General features: G+C 70.2%; 16 protein-coding genes. 10 read left to right on the plus strand and 6 right to left on the minus strand.

The features are described from left to right. Window positions 1-58 precede the first annotated feature (58 nt). Both C8D81_RS03705 and C8D81_RS03710 read right to left on the minus strand, forming a co-directional pair. Window positions 59-250 carry a YbdD/YjiX family protein gene (locus C8D81_RS03705; protein WP_094358362.1) on the minus strand — a complete coding sequence of 64 codons (192 nt, stop codon included), beginning with the start codon at window positions 248-250 and terminating at the stop codon, window positions 59-61. After that, window positions 247-2,556 carry a carbon starvation CstA family protein gene (locus tag C8D81_RS03710; protein WP_094358364.1) on the minus strand — a complete coding sequence of 770 codons (2,310 nt, stop codon included), beginning with the start codon at window positions 2,554-2,556 and terminating at the stop codon, window positions 247-249. The genes C8D81_RS03705 and C8D81_RS03710 overlap by 4 nt, the downstream gene beginning before the upstream one ends. 142 nt (window positions 2,557-2,698) lie before the next feature. Between C8D81_RS03710 and C8D81_RS03715 the strand changes: the two genes are divergently transcribed. After that, window positions 2,699-3,154 carry a GNAT family N-acetyltransferase gene (locus C8D81_RS03715; protein WP_094429563.1) on the plus strand — a complete coding sequence of 152 codons (456 nt, stop codon included), beginning with the start codon at window positions 2,699-2,701 and terminating at the stop codon, window positions 3,152-3,154. A 23-nt stretch (window positions 3,155-3,177) separates the two neighbouring features. Here the strand turns inward: C8D81_RS03715 and C8D81_RS03720 are convergent, their stop codons facing one another. Genes C8D81_RS03720 through C8D81_RS03730 form a run of 3 tightly spaced genes read right to left on the minus strand, consistent with a single transcriptional unit; the run spans window position 3,178 to window position 7,787 of the window. Continuing rightward, window positions 3,178-4,569, minus strand: a complete 1,392-nt coding sequence (locus C8D81_RS03720; RefSeq protein ID WP_094429564.1) for an aldehyde dehydrogenase family protein — start codon at window positions 4,567-4,569, stop codon at window positions 3,178-3,180. 31 nt (window positions 4,570-4,600) lie between these two features. Continuing rightward, on the minus strand, window positions 4,601-6,370 hold the full coding sequence (sppA, locus tag C8D81_RS03725; RefSeq protein WP_094401410.1) for a signal peptide peptidase SppA: 1,770 nt from the start codon (window positions 6,368-6,370) through the stop codon (window positions 4,601-4,603). Window positions 6,371-6,395: 25 nt separating this feature from the next. Continuing rightward, on the minus strand, window positions 6,396-7,787 hold the full coding sequence (locus tag C8D81_RS03730) for an FUSC family protein (protein WP_094429565.1): 1,392 nt from the start codon (window positions 7,785-7,787) through the stop codon (window positions 6,396-6,398). A 242-nt stretch (window positions 7,788-8,029) separates the two neighbouring features. Here C8D81_RS03730 and C8D81_RS03735 point away from each other — a divergent pair, with 242 nt between their 5' ends. The 9 genes from C8D81_RS03735 (at window position 8,030) to tpx (ending at window position 17,022) form a co-directional block, all read left to right on the plus strand. Continuing rightward, window positions 8,030-8,821, plus strand: coding sequence for a hypothetical protein (locus C8D81_RS03735; RefSeq protein ID WP_094429566.1), 792 nt, complete (start codon window positions 8,030-8,032; stop codon window positions 8,819-8,821). A gap of 285 nt (window positions 8,822-9,106) precedes the next feature. After that, window positions 9,107-10,792: a nitrite/sulfite reductase gene (locus C8D81_RS03740; protein ID WP_094429567.1), complete on the plus strand. Its 1,686-nt coding sequence runs from the start codon at window positions 9,107-9,109 to the stop codon at window positions 10,790-10,792. Beyond that, a complete protein-coding gene (locus C8D81_RS03745; RefSeq protein WP_094429568.1) occupies window positions 10,789-11,538 on the plus strand; it encodes a phosphoadenylyl-sulfate reductase in 750 nt (249 codons plus the stop codon). The genes C8D81_RS03740 and C8D81_RS03745 overlap by 4 nt, the downstream gene beginning before the upstream one ends. Next, the gene (gene cysD / locus C8D81_RS03750) at window positions 11,520-12,515 is read left to right on the plus strand and encodes a sulfate adenylyltransferase subunit CysD (protein WP_094429569.1); all 996 of its coding nucleotides are present in this window, start codon (window positions 11,520-11,522) and stop codon (window positions 12,513-12,515) included. The genes C8D81_RS03745 and cysD overlap by 19 nt, the downstream gene beginning before the upstream one ends. Continuing rightward, window positions 12,515-13,831 carry a sulfate adenylyltransferase subunit 1 gene (locus C8D81_RS03755; protein ID WP_094429570.1) on the plus strand — a complete coding sequence of 439 codons (1,317 nt, stop codon included), beginning with the start codon at window positions 12,515-12,517 and terminating at the stop codon, window positions 13,829-13,831. Before cysD ends, C8D81_RS03755 begins: the two co-directional genes overlap by 1 nt. Further along, on the plus strand, window positions 13,831-15,078 hold the full coding sequence (gene cobA / locus C8D81_RS03760; RefSeq protein WP_094429571.1) for a uroporphyrinogen-III C-methyltransferase: 1,248 nt from the start codon (window positions 13,831-13,833) through the stop codon (window positions 15,076-15,078). The genes C8D81_RS03755 and cobA overlap by 1 nt, the downstream gene beginning before the upstream one ends. Continuing rightward, window positions 15,075-15,977, plus strand: coding sequence for a sulfite exporter TauE/SafE family protein (locus tag C8D81_RS03765; protein ID WP_094429572.1), 903 nt, complete (start codon window positions 15,075-15,077; stop codon window positions 15,975-15,977). Before cobA ends, C8D81_RS03765 begins: the two co-directional genes overlap by 4 nt. 220 nt (window positions 15,978-16,197) lie before the next feature. Next, window positions 16,198-16,464, plus strand: a complete 267-nt coding sequence (locus C8D81_RS03770) for a DUF2277 domain-containing protein (protein WP_094429573.1) — start codon at window positions 16,198-16,200, stop codon at window positions 16,462-16,464. A 60-nt stretch (window positions 16,465-16,524) separates the two neighbouring features. Continuing rightward, window positions 16,525-17,022, plus strand: a complete 498-nt coding sequence (gene tpx, locus C8D81_RS03775) for a thiol peroxidase (protein ID WP_094358389.1) — start codon at window positions 16,525-16,527, stop codon at window positions 17,020-17,022. Window positions 17,023-17,032: 10 nt separating this feature from the next. On the opposite strand, the gene C8D81_RS03780 is transcribed toward tpx, so the two are convergent. Further along, complete coding sequence (locus C8D81_RS03780) at window positions 17,033-18,325, minus strand: benzoate/H(+) symporter BenE family transporter (RefSeq protein WP_208109090.1); 1,293 nt, start codon at window positions 18,323-18,325, stop codon at window positions 17,033-17,035. Between the last annotated feature and the right edge of the window lie 85 nt (window positions 18,326-18,410).

Below are 18,410 nucleotides of genomic sequence, written 5' to 3' on the forward strand. Positions count from 1 at the left end.
TGGAAATGGTGAGGGGCCCGGGCAGGTGCCCGGGCCCCTCGCGATCTGCGGCTGGTCGTCAGCAGCAACGAGTCTTGGGATTGCGTTCCGCGTCCTCGTGCTTCTGCCGCCAGAAATCACGCTCGGTGGGGATCGGGGCATCGGGGTGATGGAGCTGCTGATGGCGTACGTACTTCTCGTACGCGTTGTCACCCATCACGCTGTGCACGTACCACCGTACGGAGCGTGCGATGTCCACCATGGTGGTCATCCGTGCCCCCTTCCGTCCGGTGCGGGCTCCAGACCCGCCTCCTTCCACTCAGCGTAGACCTCTTTCTCCAGCTTCGTCGGGACGAAGCTCTTCGGAGCAAAGATCTTGCTGGGCACCGCTTCCGACTCATCGGTCGGCAATCCGCCGTTGCGCAGCGCCTTCACCGACACCATCAGGGCGACGATCACCACGATCGCGACCAGCAACGCATAGATGATCGACAGGGTGCCCTGCACGAAGGTGTTGCGGATCACCGCCTCCAGCTGTTCCTGACTGGTCGCGGTCTGGTAGCGACAGGGCTGGCCGGCCACGCATCGTTCCAGGGCCGCGCGGGCCTGGGTGTGCTGGGTCCAGTAGCCGATCTGCGGGTTGCTGGAGAAGATCTTCTGCCAGGACGCCACCATCGTCACCAGGGTGTCCCAGAACAGTGGGATGCCGGGAATCCAGGCCCACTTGAACAGCCCCTTCTTCATCACGATCGCGAACACCACGGCCAGCGCGATCGCCGCCAGCAGCTGGTTGGCGATGCCGAACAGCGGGAACAGCATCCGGATGCCGCCGAGCGGGTCGGTGACACCCATGTAGAGCAGCGAACCCCAGGCGAGCACGACGATCGCGGTGCACAGCCAGGCACCCGGCCGCCACGAGGTGTCCTTGAACTTCCGCATCCCGGGGATGTTGCCCAGGGTGTCGGAGAGCATGAACCGGGCCACCCGGGTGCCGGCGTCGATCGTGGTGAGGATGAACAGCGCCTCGAACATCACCGCGAAGTGGTACCAGAACGCCTTGATGTGCCCGATCACCGGGATCTGGTTGAGCACCTCGGCCATCCCGAAGGCGAGCGTCGGCGCACCACCGGTCCGGGAGATGATCGTCTTCTCACCGACGTCCTGGGCCGCCTGGGTGAAGTACGCCGGATCGATCGGCGGCAGCGGTTGGCCACCCGGTGCGAGCAGACCCAGTCCGTTCGTGTACGCCGCAGCCGACTCCGGCGTACCCCCGGTCAGGCCGGCCGAGGCATTCATCGCGAAGTAGACGTGCTGGTCGATGACCGACGCCGCCACGATCGCCATCACCGCGACGAAGGACTCGGTGAGCATGCCGCCGTAACCGATCAGCCGCGCCTGCGATTCCTTCTCCAGCAGCTTCGGCGTGGTACCCGAGGAGATCAGCGCGTGGAATCCTGACAGTGCGCCGCAGGCGATGGTGATGAACAGGAACGGGAACAGCGAACCGGCGAAGGACGGGCCGTTGCTGTTGAACGCGAACTGGCTCACCGCCGGCTGCTGGATCACCGGCGCGACGATCAGGATCGCCACCGCCAGCAGGATGATCGTGCCGACCTTCATGAACGTGGACAGGTAGTCCCGGGGAGCCAGCAGCAACCAGACCGGCAGCACCGCGGCGGCGAAACCATAGACGGCGAGCCAGATCGCCAGACTGGTGCCGGACAGGGTGAAGATCGGCGCCCACGTCGCCGAATCGTTGACGAACGACCCCGCGGCGATGGCGGCCACCAGCAGCACCACACCGATCAGCGAGACCTCGGAAACCTTGCCCGGTCTGAGGTAGCGCAGATAGACACCCATGAACAGCGCGATCGGAATGGTCAGCGAGATCGAGAACACCGCCCACGGGCTCTCCGCCATGGCACCGATCATCACCACACCGAGCACCGCGATCAGGATGATCATGATGGTCAGCACGCCGATGATGGCGGCCCAGCCGCCGACCGGACCGAGCTCGTCGCGGGCCATCTGGCCGAGCGACCGCCCCTTCCGCCGGGTGGACAGCGCCAGCACCATGTAGTCCTGCACACCACCGGCGAGCACGACACCGACGATGATCCAGATGGTGCCGGGCAGATAACCCATCTGCGCGGCGAGCACCGGGCCGACCAGCGGTCCGGCGCCGGAGATCGCCGCGAAGTGGTGCCCGAACAGCACCCGCCGGTCGGTCGGCATGAAGTCCTTGCCGTTGCTGAACTCCTCCGCCGGGGTGGCGCGGCGATCATCGGGCTTGATGATCTTGTTCTCGATCAGCCTGGCGTAGAAGCGCAGCGCGAGCAGATAGCTGCCGACCGCGGCCAGCACGAACCACAGCGCGTTCACCCGCTCGCCGCGGACGATCGCGATCATCGTCCAACCGATCGCGCAGAGCACGCCGATGATCACGAAGGTCACCTTGTTGATCGGTGAGGAGCCCTTCGCTTCGATCACTCCGACCGGAGGCAGATCCGGGTCGGTACGCAGCTTGTGCGGCCCGTCTCCCTGGGCCACTGCGTCATCGTTGACACTGGTACTCATCTGAGGTCCCTTTCAGGTCACAAACTCCCGTCAAGGTATTACCCCGCGGCGCTGGGGTGGAACAGGTATCGGGTTCGGCGCGGTAACGATTTGGCGACCACCGCTGGTTAGGATCGCCGCAATCACCGAGACAGGAGCCCCGATGCCACCGAGTGCCCGATTGCGGGTCGCGGTACCGACCGACCTGGCGTTCGCCGAGGCGTACGCGGTGCTGCGGTTGCGGGAGGCGGTCTTCGTGGTCGAACAGGACTGCCCCTATCCGGAGCTGGACGGCCGCGATCTGGAGCCGGACTGCCGCTGGCTCTGGTACACCGACGACGATGGCGCGGTGCTGGCGAGTCTGCGGGTGCTCACCGAGGACGACGGGGTACGCCGGATCGGGCGGGTGGTGACCGCGCCGGCCGCCCGCGGACGCGGGTTGGCGGCGGAGCTGATGCGCGAATGTCTGCACCTGATCGGCGATCGGGCCGAGGTGGTGCTGAACGCCCAGGTGCAGCTCGTCGGCTGGTACGAACGATTCGGTTTCCGCGGCGACGGTGCGGAGTTCCTCGAGGACGGCATCCCGCACCGCCCGATGCGCCGCCCGGTAAGCGGATGAATTCTGTCAGCGGATGAGTTCGGTCAACGGGTGAGCCGGGTCAGCTTCATCAGGGCGCGGCGCCACCCGGTCACCGGGGGATAGACCAGCTCCAGGGTGTCGGGGCGCGTCGGTTTGCTGAGCACCGAGCGCTGGTGCGAGAAGGTGTCGATCGAGGCCCGGCCGTGATAGTTGCCCATCCCGGAATCACCGATCCCGCCGAACGGCAGGCCCGGCACCGCCAGATGCAGCATGGCCGCATCCAGCACCAGCGCACCCGAGTGGCTGCGCCGCTGGAACGCCTCCCGGGTGTCGGGGTCACCGGAGAAGAGATACAGCGCCAGTGGATGCGGCCGGGCGGCGATGAAGTCCAGCGCCGCCTCGGCATCGGGCACCTCGAGCACCGGCAGCACGGGCCCGAAGATCTCCTCGGTCATCACCGGCGCGTCGCTGTCCACATCGACCAGCACGGTGGGTGCCAGATAGCGTGCGTCGGCATCGCTGGCACCGCCGATGACCACCCGGCCATCGCCGAGGAATGCCTCCACCCGTTGGAAATGCCGGTCATCGACGAGCCGGCCGTAGTCGGTGGAGCGGCGGGGATCGGTGCCGTAGAAGGATTCGATGGCGGCCGCCAACTCGCGCACCAACTCCTCCCGCGCACCCGGGGTGACCAGCACATGGTCGGGGCTGACGCAGGTCTGGCCGGCGTTGGTGAACTTCGCCCAGGCGATCCGGCGGGCGGCCACCCGCAGATCGGTGTGCTCGTCGACGAAGGCCGGGGACTTCCCGCCGAGCTCGAGGGTGACCGGGGTGAGCTGCTCCGCGGCGGCCCGCAGCACCACCTTGCCGACCTCGGCCGATCCGGTGAACAGGATGTGGTCGAAGCGCTCCCGCAGCAGTTCGGTGGCCTCGGCCACCCCGCCGGTGCGGACCGCGACGAGCTCCGGATCGAGATGACCGGGTACCAGCTCGGCGACCAGCGCCGCGGTCCGCGGCGCCAGCTCGCTCGGTTTGAGCAGCACCGCATTGCCCGCGGCCAGCGCACCGATCGCGGGGGAGAACAGCAGCAGCAGGGGATAGTTCCAGGGGCTGAGCACCAGCACCACGCCCTTGGGCTGGGGGTGCACCTCGGCACTGGCCGGTTGCGCGTTCAGCGGTACGCCGACCCGGCGCGGCACCAACCAGCCCGCCAGATTGGCCAGCACGTGGTCGATCTCATTGACCAGCAGCTGCAGCTCGAAGGCGCGGACCTCGGTCGCCGGCTTGCCGACATCGGCGCGCACCGCTTCGGTGAACGCATCGGCCTGCTCGGTGAGCAGCCGCCGCAACCCGGTCAGCTGCGCCTGGCGCCAGTCCAGCTCCAGGCTGCGGCCGGTGGCGAAACCGCGCCGCAGCCCGGCGACCAGCTCAGCGGCCGACCCGGCGTCCCCCATGGATCCAGCGTCCCACCGGGGGTGGGCCGCTTCAACCGATCCGTACCTGCCAGGGCAGGGCGAGCACACCGGCCGGCTGCGGCAACCCGGCGAGCCGGGCCAGGGCGGCGAGCCGGGCCTCCGGGCCACCGGTGAGCAGGCCGCCGGGGAACAGCGGCTCGGACTGGGCGCCGATGCCGAAGGATTCGCTGGACTCCGGGGGCCGCACCTGATCCAGCCACGGCAGCACCGGCACCCCACGCAGGGTGAGGTCGTCGCGCTCGTGACCGGAGCGCCGGGCGGCCTCGTCGAGGGCGGTGCCCATCCCACCGAGGGTGTCCACCAGGCCCCGCTGCTGGGCGGCCGAACCGGTCCAGACCCGACCGCGGGCCAGCGGTTCGAGCTGCTCCAGCGGCATCCCGCGGTCGGCGGCCGCCTTGCTGGTGAAGTCGGCGTACACCTCATCCAGCCAGGCGTCGAGCTTCTCCCACTGCCGCTCGCTGAACGGCTCGGCGCCGCCCATCATGCCGGCGTTGGCACCGGCGATGATCTGCTCGCGGATCACCCCGATCTTGTCGAACAGGCCCTGGGTGACGAACTTGCCGGCGAGGACGCCGATCGAACCGGTCAGGGTGGTCGGGTTGGCGACGATGGTGTCGCAGCCCATCGCGGCGAAGTAGCCACCCGAGGCGGCGACCTGGCCCATCGAGGCGACCACCGGCTTGCCCGATTCGCGGAGCCGCTGCACCTCCCGGCGGATCAGGTCGGAGGCGACGTAGGAGCCACCGGGGGAGTCGATGCGCAGCACCACGGCCTTCACCGAGTCGTCGCGGCCGGCCTCGCGGAGGTGGGCGCTGACGGTGTCGGAACCGGCCCGGTTCGCACCGGGCTGGCTGATCCCGGACACGATCGCGCCGTGCAGGGTGACCACGCCGATCGAGGGCTTGTTCTTGTTCAGCAGCTGCTCGAAGTTCTGCAGCGGCCCGCCCGCGTGCCGGGCGTAGCGGTTGGCGTACTGCAGGGCCAGCTCTGGCTCGTCCTGATTGACTCCGTCGACGCTGCGGTTGGCCGCCGGCTTCTGCTTGCCGTAGCGGCGGCGCAGCTCGGCGTACACCTGATCCCGGTAGCCGATCCGGTCGACGAGCTTGGCCTGCTGGGCGTCGTGCGCGGTGAGCGGGGAGTTGTCGACCGCCAGCCGGACGGCTTCCGGGTCCAGGTTGCGGCGTTCGGCGACGATCCGCACGGTGTCGTCGAGGATCGAGTCGGCGATGCCCTGCATCATCTCCCGGTTGGCCTCGGTGACCTCGGTGGCGGCGAACTGGTCGGCCGCGGTCTTGAACTCCTTGCGCTGGCCGAACTCGGGATCGATGCCGAGCTTCTCCAGGCCGCCGCGGAGCAGCAGGATGTCCAGCTGCACGCCGTGCAGGCCGACCGCTCCGGAGGGCTGCACCCAGATCTCCTTGGCCGCGGTCGCCAGCCGGTAGCCGAGCATGCCGTTGCCGAACTCGCCGAAGGTCTCGCTCCACGCGATGGTCGGCTTGCTCCGGCCGAACTCGACGATCAGCTCGGCGAGCTCGTCGAGCTGATCGCTGGTCAGGGTGCTGGCGCCGATGTGCACCACCAGGCCGGCGACATCGGAGTCCTTCGCGCCGCGCCGCAGGCCGTCACGGATCTCCCGCATCGTCGCGGCCTGCCGGGTGCGCAGGGCCTGCAGCGGGTTGTCGGCGGGGGTACTGACCACCCCGCGTGGCAGGTCCAGCTCCAGCAGCAGCGGCTGTCCGGGGAGCTTCGGGCGAAGGGTCTTCAGCAGGTCGGAGAGCATGTACCGAGCCTACGTGGGTGGGTGGTCACGCGGGCTGGTCGGCGCCGTTTTCAGGGTCGGGATGGGGGACTCGTCGGGGTCGGGTACGCACCCGGCCGGTGCGCAGCGCGGCCAGCGTGTCCCGGTTCAGCAGGGTGTCCCCGCCGATGATCCGGCCCGCCTGCTCGGCCTGCCACTGGGCGCGGTCGGCGGCCCGCGCGACCGGGTCGAGCAGCTCCAGCATCGCCTCGATGCTGTGCAGCACGGTGCCGCGGAGCAGCCAGCCGTCGGCGTCGTCGTGCGGGTCGACCAGCATCAGCTCGGTCAACCGGGCGCGGGTCTCGCGCAGCGTTTCGATGGTGTACGCCAACGAGTCGTGCACCTGCTCGGCCTGGCCGTTGGCCTCGGCGTGCACCAGGTCACCGAAGGCGTCCAGGCAGTCGGCCACATCGTTCAGCACCACCGCGAAGGCCTCGCGGAGGTCGTCGTCGAGGTAACCGCTGCGGTCGCGGGGACCGCCCGGTGCCTCGCGCTCCATCACCCAGAACAGGGTGCGCAGTGCCACCTGGCTGCGTTCCAGGATGTCCAGTCCGGAGCGCAGCACCGGGGAGAGGTCGGCGGTGCCGATGGCCCGCGGATTGAAGCGCCGGGCGTCGGTCAGGTCACCGACCTGCTGGGAGGCCCGGCCGAGCTGTTCACCGACCTGCAGCGACTGGTCCAGCCAGCCGGTCACCTCGCTGCGGCGCAGCGGATGATCGGCGATCGCCTCCCCGGCGCGGCGCAACAGCGTCGCCTGCACCGCCGCCACCCGGCGTACCGCATGCGCGGCGACCCGGGTCGGTACCGGCGGCGGCAGCAGCACCGCGAACGCGATCCCGATGCCGGCACCGACCAGGGTCGTCACCACCCGGGTCTCGACGGCGATCTGCTGCCCCGCGGTGGCCAGGATCAGCATCGCGCTGATCGGCGCCTCGAGCGCCTGCGGACCCAGCCGGAAGACCCGGCCCAGGATCAGCGCGCTGCCGATCGCGAGCGCCAGGCTCCACCAGGTGAGCCCGACCCAGGTGGTCACCGCCAGGGCCACTCCGACCCCGGTGAGCACCGCGCCGATCCGGACCGCGCCCATCTGCAGGGTGGTGTAGGTGGAGGCCTGCAGCACCAGCAGGGCGGTCAGCGACCCGGTCAGGTCGATCGGCCCGGTGGTCACGACCAGGGTGATCAGATAGGAGAGCACGGCCCCGGTGGTCAACCGGAGCAGGTGCACCGCGGTCGGATAGATCCGCAGCGGGGCCTCCCGCAGGGTCTTCGGATGCCCGGGCCAGGCCCAGTCGAGGTAGCGGACCCCCAGGCCGCGGAGTCGAGCGGTCAGCGGCCGGCGGCTGCGGTCGCGGCGGCGGAGGCGTGCCGGGACGGCATGCATCAGCGTGCTGTGGGTCATCGGTGCTGCTCTTTCGGGACGTCGTTGCTGGCCCACGTCACTGTCGAGCGCTTCAGAACCGTCCACGGTGCCACCGAAACCGGGCCGGATCAACGCCCGCGCGCGTGGGCGCGCAGAAACAGACGGCGGTGGTACGCCCGAGCGGATGCGATGCGACCACGGACCGAGGCGTTCGGGGGTGCAGGCCCGGTTGTCGGGCGGGTCGGCACCACCGCGAGCCGGGCCTCGGGCATGCTGGGGGCATGAGCCAGCGGCCCGCCGACGACGATCCCCATCCGGCCCGGGCGCTCCCCGACGTCGAGGAGCGATCCGAGACCGCCGAGCCGGTACGCCCGCATCGGGCGCTGCCGCCCGAGGATCCGGCGTCCGCGGCCTCCCCGGACACCGCCGTGCTCCAGCCCACCGAGGCGGCTGCCGCTGCCGGGCCCGGGTCACCGGTCTCACCGCAGACGACGGTGATGGGGGCCACGGCCGCCCGCGCCGCCTCGCCCGCCTCCCCGAGCACCACCGTGCTGCCGGCCGCCGCGGCGCCCCGCCCCGGGGACGGTGACGATCCCGTCGAGCTGTCGGCCTGGCAGCAGCCCTGGGTGCGAAAGCTGGCCAATGCCCGTCGGGTGCTGCCGATCATCGCGTTGATCGTCGGCGTGCTGGCGGCCGTCGGCTGTGTGCTGCTGGTGCTGCGCGGCGGGTTGGAGCAGGTCTGGGGGCTGCCGGTGCTGGTCGTCGGCGCCGGCCTGGCCGGTGGCTGCCTGGCCGGTGGCGTACTCGGCCTGGTGGCGTACCAACGGCTGCGCACGGTGCTGCAGGCCGGCCCGTGGCGCCCGGCGGCCATCGAACTCGGCCGCGGCAACCGCGCCTCGCTGCTCGCGGACGACCCCGGGGCCGAGCCCCGCTCCCTGGAACTCGACGTGCGCGCCACCCGGCTGGGGGACCGCGGTGCCCGGGTACCGGTGCAGTGGCTCGCCCAGGACGACCGGATCGTGCTCGCCACCACCGACCAGTCCCGCCTGATCCGCACCTGGCCCGGCCGCTGACCCTCGCCCGCCGCACCCGGTCCATCATCCGGAACGGATTTCGGGTATCGCCAATGGAGCCATTAAGGTCTCCTATATGACATTGAGGGATGTGCCGTTCGTGGTACGCCGCCACGTTGACCTGCTTCTCGTGGCCAGCAACCTGATGTGTTCGTGACCGGGCGCCGGAACTCCTGACGCCTGCCGGCCGGCGGCCTGCGCCGGCCCGTGCCGCTCGTTCGGCACCGCACCCCCTCCCGCCCGCGCCATTCGGCGTACCTGCACGCACACCGTGATTGGAACGAGATGACTTCGACCACCAACGCTGCCCGCCCCTCGCGCGCCGCCAGCAAGCCCCAGGGCCAATGGGCCGTCGACGGGAAGGCGCCGCTGAACCACAACGAGGAGTTCAAGGCCGCGGACAACGGGCTGAACGTGCGCCAGCGGATCATCGACGACTATTCGGTGAACGGCTTCGACTCGATCCCCAGCGACGACCTGCACGGCCGGTTCCGCTGGTGGGGGCTCTACACCCAGCGCAAGCAGGGCATCGACGGCGGCCGGACCTCCAAGCTGGAGGCCGACGAGCTGTCCGACAAGTACTTCATGATGCGGGTCCGCCTCGACGGCGGCGCGATCACCACCGACCAGCTGCGGGTGCTGGCCGGCATCTCCCGGGAGTTCGCCCGCGACACCGGCGACATCTCCGATCGCCAGAATCTCCAGTACCACTGGATTCGCGTCGAGGACGTGCCCGAGATCTGGCGGCGGCTCGATGAGGCCGGGATGGACACCGTCGAGGCCTGCGGTGACACCCCGCGGGTGATCCTCGGCAGCCCGGTCGCCGGGATCGCGGCCGACGAGATCATCGACCCGACCCCGGTGATCCAGGAGATCAGGTCCCGCTACCTGAACCAGCCCGAATACTCGAACCTGCCGCGCAAGTTCAAGAGCGCGGTCACCGGCCACCCGAGCCTGGACGTAGTGCACGAGATCAACGACATCTCCCTGGTCGGTGTCGAACACCCCGAGTTCGGGGCCGGTTACGACCTCTGGGTGGGTGGCGGTCTCTCCACCGTGCCGCGGCTGGCGGAGCGGGTCGGGGTGTTCGTCCGCCCGGAGGAGGCCGCCGAGGTGTGGGCCGGTGTGGTGAGCATCTTCCGCGACTACGGCTATCGCCGCCAGCGGACCCGCGCCCGGCTCAAGTTCCTGATCGGTGACTGGGGTGTGGCGAAGTTCCGCGAGGTGCTGGAAACCGAATACCTGCAGCGAAAGCTGCCCGATGGGCCGGCACCGGCGCCGGCGCGTGCCGGCGCCGACCACCTGGGTGTCAACGAGCAGCGCGACGGCCGGGTCTGGGTAGGCGTGGCACCGACGGTGGGCCGGGCCTCCGGCACCCTGCTCGACAAGGTCGCCGACCTGGCCGAGCAGGCGGGTTCGGGGCGGATCCGCTTCACCCCGCACCAGAAGATCCTGATCCTCGACGTCGAACCGGACAAGGCCGAGACGCTGGTCGACCAGCTCGCCGAGATCGGCCTGTACGCCCGCCCGAGCGTCTTCCGGCGCGGCACGATGGCCTGCACCGGCATCGAATACTGCAAGCTCGCCTTCGTCGAGACCAAGGGACTGGCCGCCGACGTGATCGACGAGCTGGAGCGCCGACTGGCCGACCTGGAGCTGACCGAACCGCTGTCGATCAACATCAACGGCTGCCAGAACTCCTGCGCCCGCATCCAGGTCGCCGACATCGGGCTCAAGGGCCAGCTGATCGCCGGTGAGGAGTTCGGCTTCCAGGTGCACCTCGGTGGTGGCCTGGTCACCGCAGACCGGGAAGCCGGGGAGCTGGGGCGTACCGTCCGGGGACTCAAGGTCACCGCCGCTGACCTCACCGACTACATCGAGCGGGTGGTGCGCCGCTGGCACACCGACCGCGCCGACGGTGAGACCTTCGCCGCCTGGGCGCACCGGGCTGATGAGGAGGCAGTGGCATGAGTGTCGACCTGATGAACGGCCCCGGTGGCGAATCCCAGCAGAGCAGGGATCCCGAGGAGGCCGCCGAACTGCAGAGGCTGGCCGAACAGGGCGCCGCCGACCTCGCCGACGCCAGTGCCGAGGAGGTGCTGGCCTGGGCCGGGGAGAACTTCGGCCGGTCACTGGCGGTGGCCTGCTCGATGGCCGGCGACACGGTGCTCGCGCACCTGGCCTCGACCGTCGTCCCCGGGGTCGACGTGCTGTTCCTGGACACCGGCTACCACTTCGACGAGACCTACGCGACCCGCGATGAACTTGCGGCGGCGCTGCCGATCACCCTGGTCGATGTCACCCCGAAGCTGACCGTGGCCGAGCAGGACGCCCAGTTCGGCGCGAAGCTGCACGACCGCGATCCCGGGCTGTGCTGCGGCATGCGCAAGGTCGAACCGCTCAATGCGGCGCTCGCCGGGTACCACGCCTGGGTCACCGGCGTCCGCCGCGAGGACAACGCGCTGCGCGCCAACACCCAGCACGTCGAATGGGACGCACGCCACCAGATGGTCAAGCTGAATCCCCTTGCCGGATGGAGCTTCGACCAGCTGTTCGACTACGCCGAGGCCAATGTGGTGCCGATCAACCCCCTGCTGGCCGACGGCTACCCGTCGATCGGCTGCGCCCCCTGCACCCGCCGCGTCGCCCCCGGCGAGGACCCCCGAGCCGGCCGCTGGGCCGGACTCACCAAGACAGAATGTGGGATTCACCTGTGAGCACTGAGATCGCGACCGACACCCAGCCCGTGCAGACCGGCACCAGCGCGCCGGCCGACACCAGCGCGCCGGCCGACACCGGCCGCCGGCTGGACCAGCTCTCGGCACTGGAGAGCGAGGCCATCCACATCTTCCGCGAGGTCACCGCGGAGACCGAGCGGCCGGTGCTGCTCTTCTCCGGCGGCAAGGACTCGGTGGTGATGCTGCACCTGGCCAGCAAGGCCTTCTGGCCCGCACCGATCCCGTTCCCGGTGCTGCACGTCGACACCGGGCACAACTTCGCCGAGGTGCTCGACTTCCGCGACGAGACCGTACGCCGCCTCGGCGTCCGGCTCGAGGTCGCCTCGGTGCAGGAGTGGATCGACGACGGCCGGCTGACCGAGCGCCCCGACGGCACCCGCAACCCGCTGCAGACCCAGCCGCTGCTGGAGGCGATCGAGAAGGGCCGCTACGACGCCGTCTACGGCGGCGGCCGCCGCGACGAGGAGAAGGCCCGCGCCAAGGAGCGGATCGTCAGCCTGCGCGACGACTTCGGCCAGTGGGACCCGCGGAACCAGCGGCCCGAGCTGTGGAATCTCTACAACACCAGGCATCGCGCCGGTGAGCACGTGCGGGTCTTCCCGCTGTCCAACTGGACCGAACTCGATGTCTGGCGCTACATCGAGCGGGAGCAGATCGAGCTGCCCACCCTCTACTACGCCCACCAGCGTGAGGTCTTCTCCCGCGACGGGATGCTGCTCGCGGTCGGTGAGTTCAGCCAGCCGCGCGAGGACGAGACGGTGACCACCGAGACGGTCCGCTACCGCACCGTCGGCGACATGTCCTGCACCGGGGCGGTCCGTTCCGACGCCGCCAATGTCGCCGCGGTGGTCGCCGAGGTGGCCGCCACCCGGGTCACCGAACGGGGCGCGACCCGCGCCGACGACCGGCTCACCGAGGCCGCGATGGAAGACCGCAAGAAGGAAGGCTACTTCTGATGAGCACGACCACCCAGGAGACGCCGACGCTGCTGCGGCTCGCCACCGCCGGCTCGGTCGATGACGGCAAGTCCACGCTGGTGGGCCGACTGCTGCACGACTCCAAGTCGATCCTCGCCGACCAGCTCGACGCCGTCGAGCGGGTCAGCCGGTCCCGCGGCCTGGCAGGCCCGGACCTGGCACTGCTCACCGACGGCCTGCGGGCCGAACGGGAGCAGGGCATCACCATCGACGTGGCCTACCGCTATTTCGCCACCGCGCGGCGCTCCTTCGTGCTGGCGGACTGCCCGGGCCATGTGCAGTACACCCGCAACACCGTCACCGGTTCCTCGACCGCGGATGCGATCGTGCTGCTGGTCGATGTCCGGCACGGGGTGCTCGAGCAGACCCGGCGGCACCTGGCCGTCGCGGGCCTGCTGCGGGTGCCGCAGGTGATCGTCGCGGTGAACAAGATCGACCTGGTCGGCTTCGATTCCGCGGCCTTCGACCAGGTGGACGCCCAGATCCGTGAGCTCGCCGAGGACCTCGGAATCCCTGCGCTGACCGTGATCCCGGTCTCCGCACTGCTCGGGGACAATGTCGTCGACCACTCGGCGAACACCCCCTGGTATCACGGCCCGGCGCTGCTGGAACTGCTCGAGGAGCTGCCCACCGCCGACCACCCGGAGACCGAGGCGTTCCGCTTCCCGGTGCAGTATGTGCTGCGTCCGCAGGCGGCGGCGCTGTCACCGGAGTTCGTCGAATACCGCGGGTACGCCGGGCAGGTCGCATCCGGTGTGGTGCGGGTCGGCGACGAGGTGGTGGCCCTGCCGTCCGGACGCGGTGTCCGGGTCGAGGGGATCGACACCGCCGACGGCAGCCGCTCCGAAGCGTTCGCGGGGGAGTCGGTCACGCTGCGGCTCTCCGACGACATCGACCTGGCCCGCGGCGATCTGATCGCGGCCGCCGAGGACGCCCCGGTACCGGCCAAGGAGCTCGACGCTTTCGTGTGCTGGTTGAACGAGCGGCCGCTGCGGGCGGGGGCGAAGGTGCTCCTCAAGCACACCACCCGGACCGTCCGCGCCCAGGTCCGCGAGATCGACGGGCGCCTGGATCTGGACACGCTGACCAGCGAACCGGGGGAGTCGCTGGAGCTGAACGACATCGGCCGGGTGAAGATCCGGCTCGCCGGTGAGATCGCCGCCGAGCCCTATGCCCGGTCCCGGCGTACCGGCTCCTTCCTGCTGGTGGACGCCGACAGCGGGCAGACGCTGGCCGCCGGCATGGTCACCGGGGCGCGCGCCGAGCAGCGCAGCGACGCCGACTGGGTGATCTGATGTTCCCGCTCTCGCTGGAGCTGCGCGGCCGCCGGGTGCTGGTGGTCGGTGGCGGGCGGATCGCTGCCCGCCGGGTCCGGGATCTGCTCGCCGCGGGTGCGCGCGTCGACCTCGTCGCCCCCGAACTGTGCCCCGAACTCGCTGAGCTGGGGGAGCGGATCGGCTGGCAGGCAAGGGAATTCCGCGACAACGACCTGGATGGTGCGTGGCTGGTGCATGTCGCCACCGGTGACCAGGTCGTCGATGCCCGGGTGGCCCGGCTCGCCGAGGAGCACCGGATCTTCTGTGTCGCCGCCGGCGCGCATCGGACCGGCACGGCCAGTGTGCCGGCCCATACCAGCGTCGAGCTGCCCGATACCCGCGTCCAGCTCGCCGTCAGCTCGGCCGACCCACGCCGTTCGGTCGCGATCCGCAACCGGATCGCCGGCCAGCTCGCCAGCGATCCCGGCGATCTCCGCCCGCAGCGCGAGCACCCGGGTTGGGTGGCGCTGGTCGGCGGTGGACCCGGTGACGACGGCCTGCTGACCCGGCGCGGGGTGCAGCTGCTAGCCACCGCCGATGTCGTCGTCGTCGACCGGCTCGCCCCGCACGGTGTGCTGGCCGATCTGCCCGACGAGGTCGAGGTGATCGACGTCGGCAAGACCCCGGGTCATCATCCGGTGCCACAGCACGAGATCAATGCGCTGCTGGTCGAGCATGCCCAACAGGGCAAGGGCGTGGTCCGGCTGAAGGGCGGTGATCCGTTCGTGCTCGGCCGCGGCGAGGAGGAGCGTGCCGCCTGCCAGGCGGCCGGCGTACGCGTCGAGGTGGTGCCCGGAATCTCTTCCGCCATTGCCGTTCCGGCCGCTGCTGGGATCCCGGTCACCAGCCGCGGGGTCTCGCGGGGCTTCACCGTGGTCACCGGTCACGAGGAGTTGGCCGAGGTGCCGAGCCGCAGCGATCACACCGTCGTCGTGCTGATGGGCGTCAAGGGCCTGGCGCGGACCGCTCGGACGCTGATCGCCGGTGGCCGCGCCGCCGACTGCCCGGTCGCGATCGTCGAACGGGGGTGTACGCCGCAGCAGCGCGTCACCGTCGCCCCGTTGGACCGGATCGCCGAATCCGCCAGCGCGCGCGGGGTCACCTCCCCGGCGGTGGTGGTGATCGGCGAGGTGGTCCGGCTCGGACCCGACTGGTCCGAGGCGTACCCCGATGGCCGGGGTGCCGACATCCCCGCAATCCTCACCCCGCAAGGAGAAACCGCATGAAGAAGCTGATCGTCGTCGGCCTGGTCGGGCTCGGCGCCCAGCTCATCGACGGTGCCCTCGGGATGGGTTACGGCGTCACCTCGACCACCCTGCTGCTGATCGCCGGGCTCTCGCCGGCGGCCGCGTCGGCGTCGGTGCATCTGGCCGAGATGGGCACCAACATCGCCTCGGGTGTGTCCCACCACAAGCTCGGCAACACCGACTGGAAGCTGGTGCTGCGCCTCGGCGTACCCGGCGCCGTCGGCGCCTTCGCGGGCGCCACCTTCTTGTCCAAGCTCTCCACCGAGGGTGCGGAACCGGTGATGGCGATCATCCTGGGTCTGCTCGGCCTCTACATCCTGGTCCGCTTCGCGCTGCGGCCGCCGGCCCAGTCCCGGGCCCGGGTGTCGCCGCACCGGGGCCGCTTCCTGGCCCCGCTGGGTGTCGTCGGAGGTTTCGTGGACGCGACCGGTGGCGGCGGCTGGGGACCGGTCACCACCACCTCGCTGCTCAGCGCCGGCAAGACCGCGCCGCGCACCGTCGTCGGCTCGGTGGACACCTCGGAGTTCCTGGTCTCGGCCTCGGCCAGTCTCGGTTTCCTGATCGGACTGGGCACCGCAGGCATCAACCTGGGCTTCGTCGCCGCCCTGCTCATCGGCGGCCTGATCGCCGCACCGATCGCCGCCATGCTGGTCAGCAAGCTGCCGGCGCGGGTGCTCGGCACCGCCGTCGGCGGGCTGATCCTGCTGACCAACCTGCGTACCCTGCTGAAGGCCTTCGACATCGAGGGCGCCACCAGCACCGTGGCCCTGATCGCGGTCGCCGTCCTCTGGGTCGTGGCCGTGGTGGTCGCCATCGGCAAGCACCGCAGGAATCCCCAGCCGGCGAGCGAGCCCGAGAGCGAACTGGCCAGCCGCTGAGCCGGGTCGGGTTGCTCGGGGAGTCGCTCCGCCTCTGCGGTCGAACGCTGGGACATGCAGTAGGTGCCGAGTTCCATGATCAAACCCGCTCTGACTGGGGTTGCCAACCGGTCAATTCTGACTACTGCATGTCCCAGCGTTCGGGCCGAGCCGGCGATCTCGCAGCCCTTGACCAATCGGTGCCGTGCGCTTGACTGGGGGCGTACCGATCGGAGGAACCATGTGTCGCAACATCCGCACCCTGCACAACTTCGCCCCGCCCGCCACCGATGACGAGGTGCAGGCGGCCGCGCTGCAGTACGTCCGCAAGATCAGCGGGTCCACCAAGCCGTCCCAGGCCAACCAGGACGCCTTCGACCGGGCCGTCGCCGAGGTCACCGAAGCCACCCAACGGCTGCTCGACACCCTCGTCACCACCGCCCCGCCGAAGGACCGGGAGGTCGAGGCGGCCAAGGCCAGGGAGCGCAACCGGGTCCGCTTCGGCTGACGCCCCGATCAGCAGACGGCCCCGCGCGTCGGGTTGCCGGAAGCGTGCTAGACATGGGCCATGGCGACTACTGCTTTCAAGGGAAATCCCGTCAACACCGTGGGTGACCTGCCGGCCCAGGGCCAGGCGGCACCCGACTTCACCGTCACCGGCCAGGACCTCTCGGAGGTCAAGCTGAGCGACTTCACCGGCTCCCGGCTGGTGCTCAACATCTTCCCGAGCGTCGATACCCCGACCTGCGCACAGAGCGTGCGGAAGTTCAACGAACTCGCTGCCGGGTTCGACAACACCAAGGTGCTCTGCGTCTCGGCGGATCTGCCGTTCGCGCTGGGCCGGTTCTGCGGCGCCGAGGGCATCGAGAACGTGGTCACCGGATCGGTCTTCCGGTCCAGCTTCGGCTCCGACTACGGCGTGACGATGACCGACGGCCCGCTGCAGGGTCTGCTCGCGCGCTCGGTCGTCGTGCTCGACGAGCAGGGCAACGTCACCTACAGCGAACTGGTGCCCGAGATCGGCCAGGAGCCCGACTACGACTCCGCCTCCGCCGCGCTGAGCTGAGCGGCGCCACTCACCGAACGGGTCGGCCGCCGGTGCCTTCGGGCCCGGTGGCGCCCGTTCGCTGTGTCCGGCGCCGGTGGTCGTGCGGGCGCAGCAGGGCGTACGCCGCCACCCCGGCCAGCAGCCCCCAGAACGCGGACACCACTCCGAACGGCTGGATCCCCGACAGCGTCACCGCCAGGGTGATCAGCGCCGCCTCGATCACCGACCGGTGGTGCGGACCCTCATGCATCGAGTCGAACAGCGAGTTCTGCAGCGGTGCGAGCAGGGCGACGCCCGCCAGCGCGGTGATCATGCCCGCCGGGATCGCCGAGAACAGCGAGACGATGAAGGTCGCCAGGAAACCACCGATGATGTAGAAAACCCCGCACGACATCCCGGCCACATAGCGCCGGTCGTGATCGGGATGGGATTCCCGGCTGGTCGCGATCGCCGCCGTCACCGCCGCCAGATTCAGCGCATGGCAGGCGAACGGTGCGAAGATCGCCGAGGCCACCCCGCAGCTGCCGAGCAGCAGCCGGTCGTTCGCCTCGTAACCGGAGGTGTGCATCACGATCAGCCCGGGCGCGTTCTGCCCGGCCGCGGTGACGATCAGCAACGGGATGCCGAGCCCGAGGACCGCATCCAGCGAGAACGCCGGAGTGATCCAGACCGGGGTGGTCAGCGCGAACCGGACCTCGAGCGCCTGCGTCGACCCACTGGCCACCGCGAGGACTGCCCCGATCGCCATCGCCACGAACACCGCGTACCGCGGCAGGAATCGACGGCCCAGCAGGTAACCGAGCAGCAGCCCACCGGCGACCAACGGCGCCGCGATCACCGCGTTCGCCACCTTGATCGCGAACGGGAACAGGACGCCGGCGAGCACCGCTGCGGTGATCGGCCGCGGGATCGCGGCGATCAGTCGGCCGAACAATCCGGTGACGCCGAGCAGCGCGGAGAGTACGCCGACGACCAGATAGGCGCCGATCACCTCACCCAACCGGTTCTGTGCGACGTAACCGGGCAGGACGGCGATCAACAGGGCGGCGCCCGGGATCGACCAGGCGACCATGACCGGTTGCCGGGTCGCCCAGGAGAGCGCCAGGCAGCACAATCCGGACCCGACCGAGATCGCCCACACCCAGGAGGCGGTCAGCTGCGCCGACAATCCGGCCGCCCGGGCGGCCTCCAGCACCACCAGCAACGGCCCGGCGTACGAGACGACCACCGCGACGAAACCGGCGATCACCGCCGACCAGCTGGCGTCCCGGAGCACGTTCGGGCGCTGGTGGGAGCCGTGCGCGGCGGTCGTCGATGGCACCTGTGGATGCTAGCGGTGAAACCGGGTACGTGGCCGGGGGCCTTGGTCAGCACTGGGAATAGCCCTTGGTCCGCTGGTGGGAACC

It is taken from the genome of Enemella evansiae, from assembly GCF_004362375.1.
In the GTDB taxonomy this organism is placed as follows: Bacteria; Actinomycetota; Actinomycetes; order Propionibacteriales; family Propionibacteriaceae; genus Enemella; species Enemella evansiae.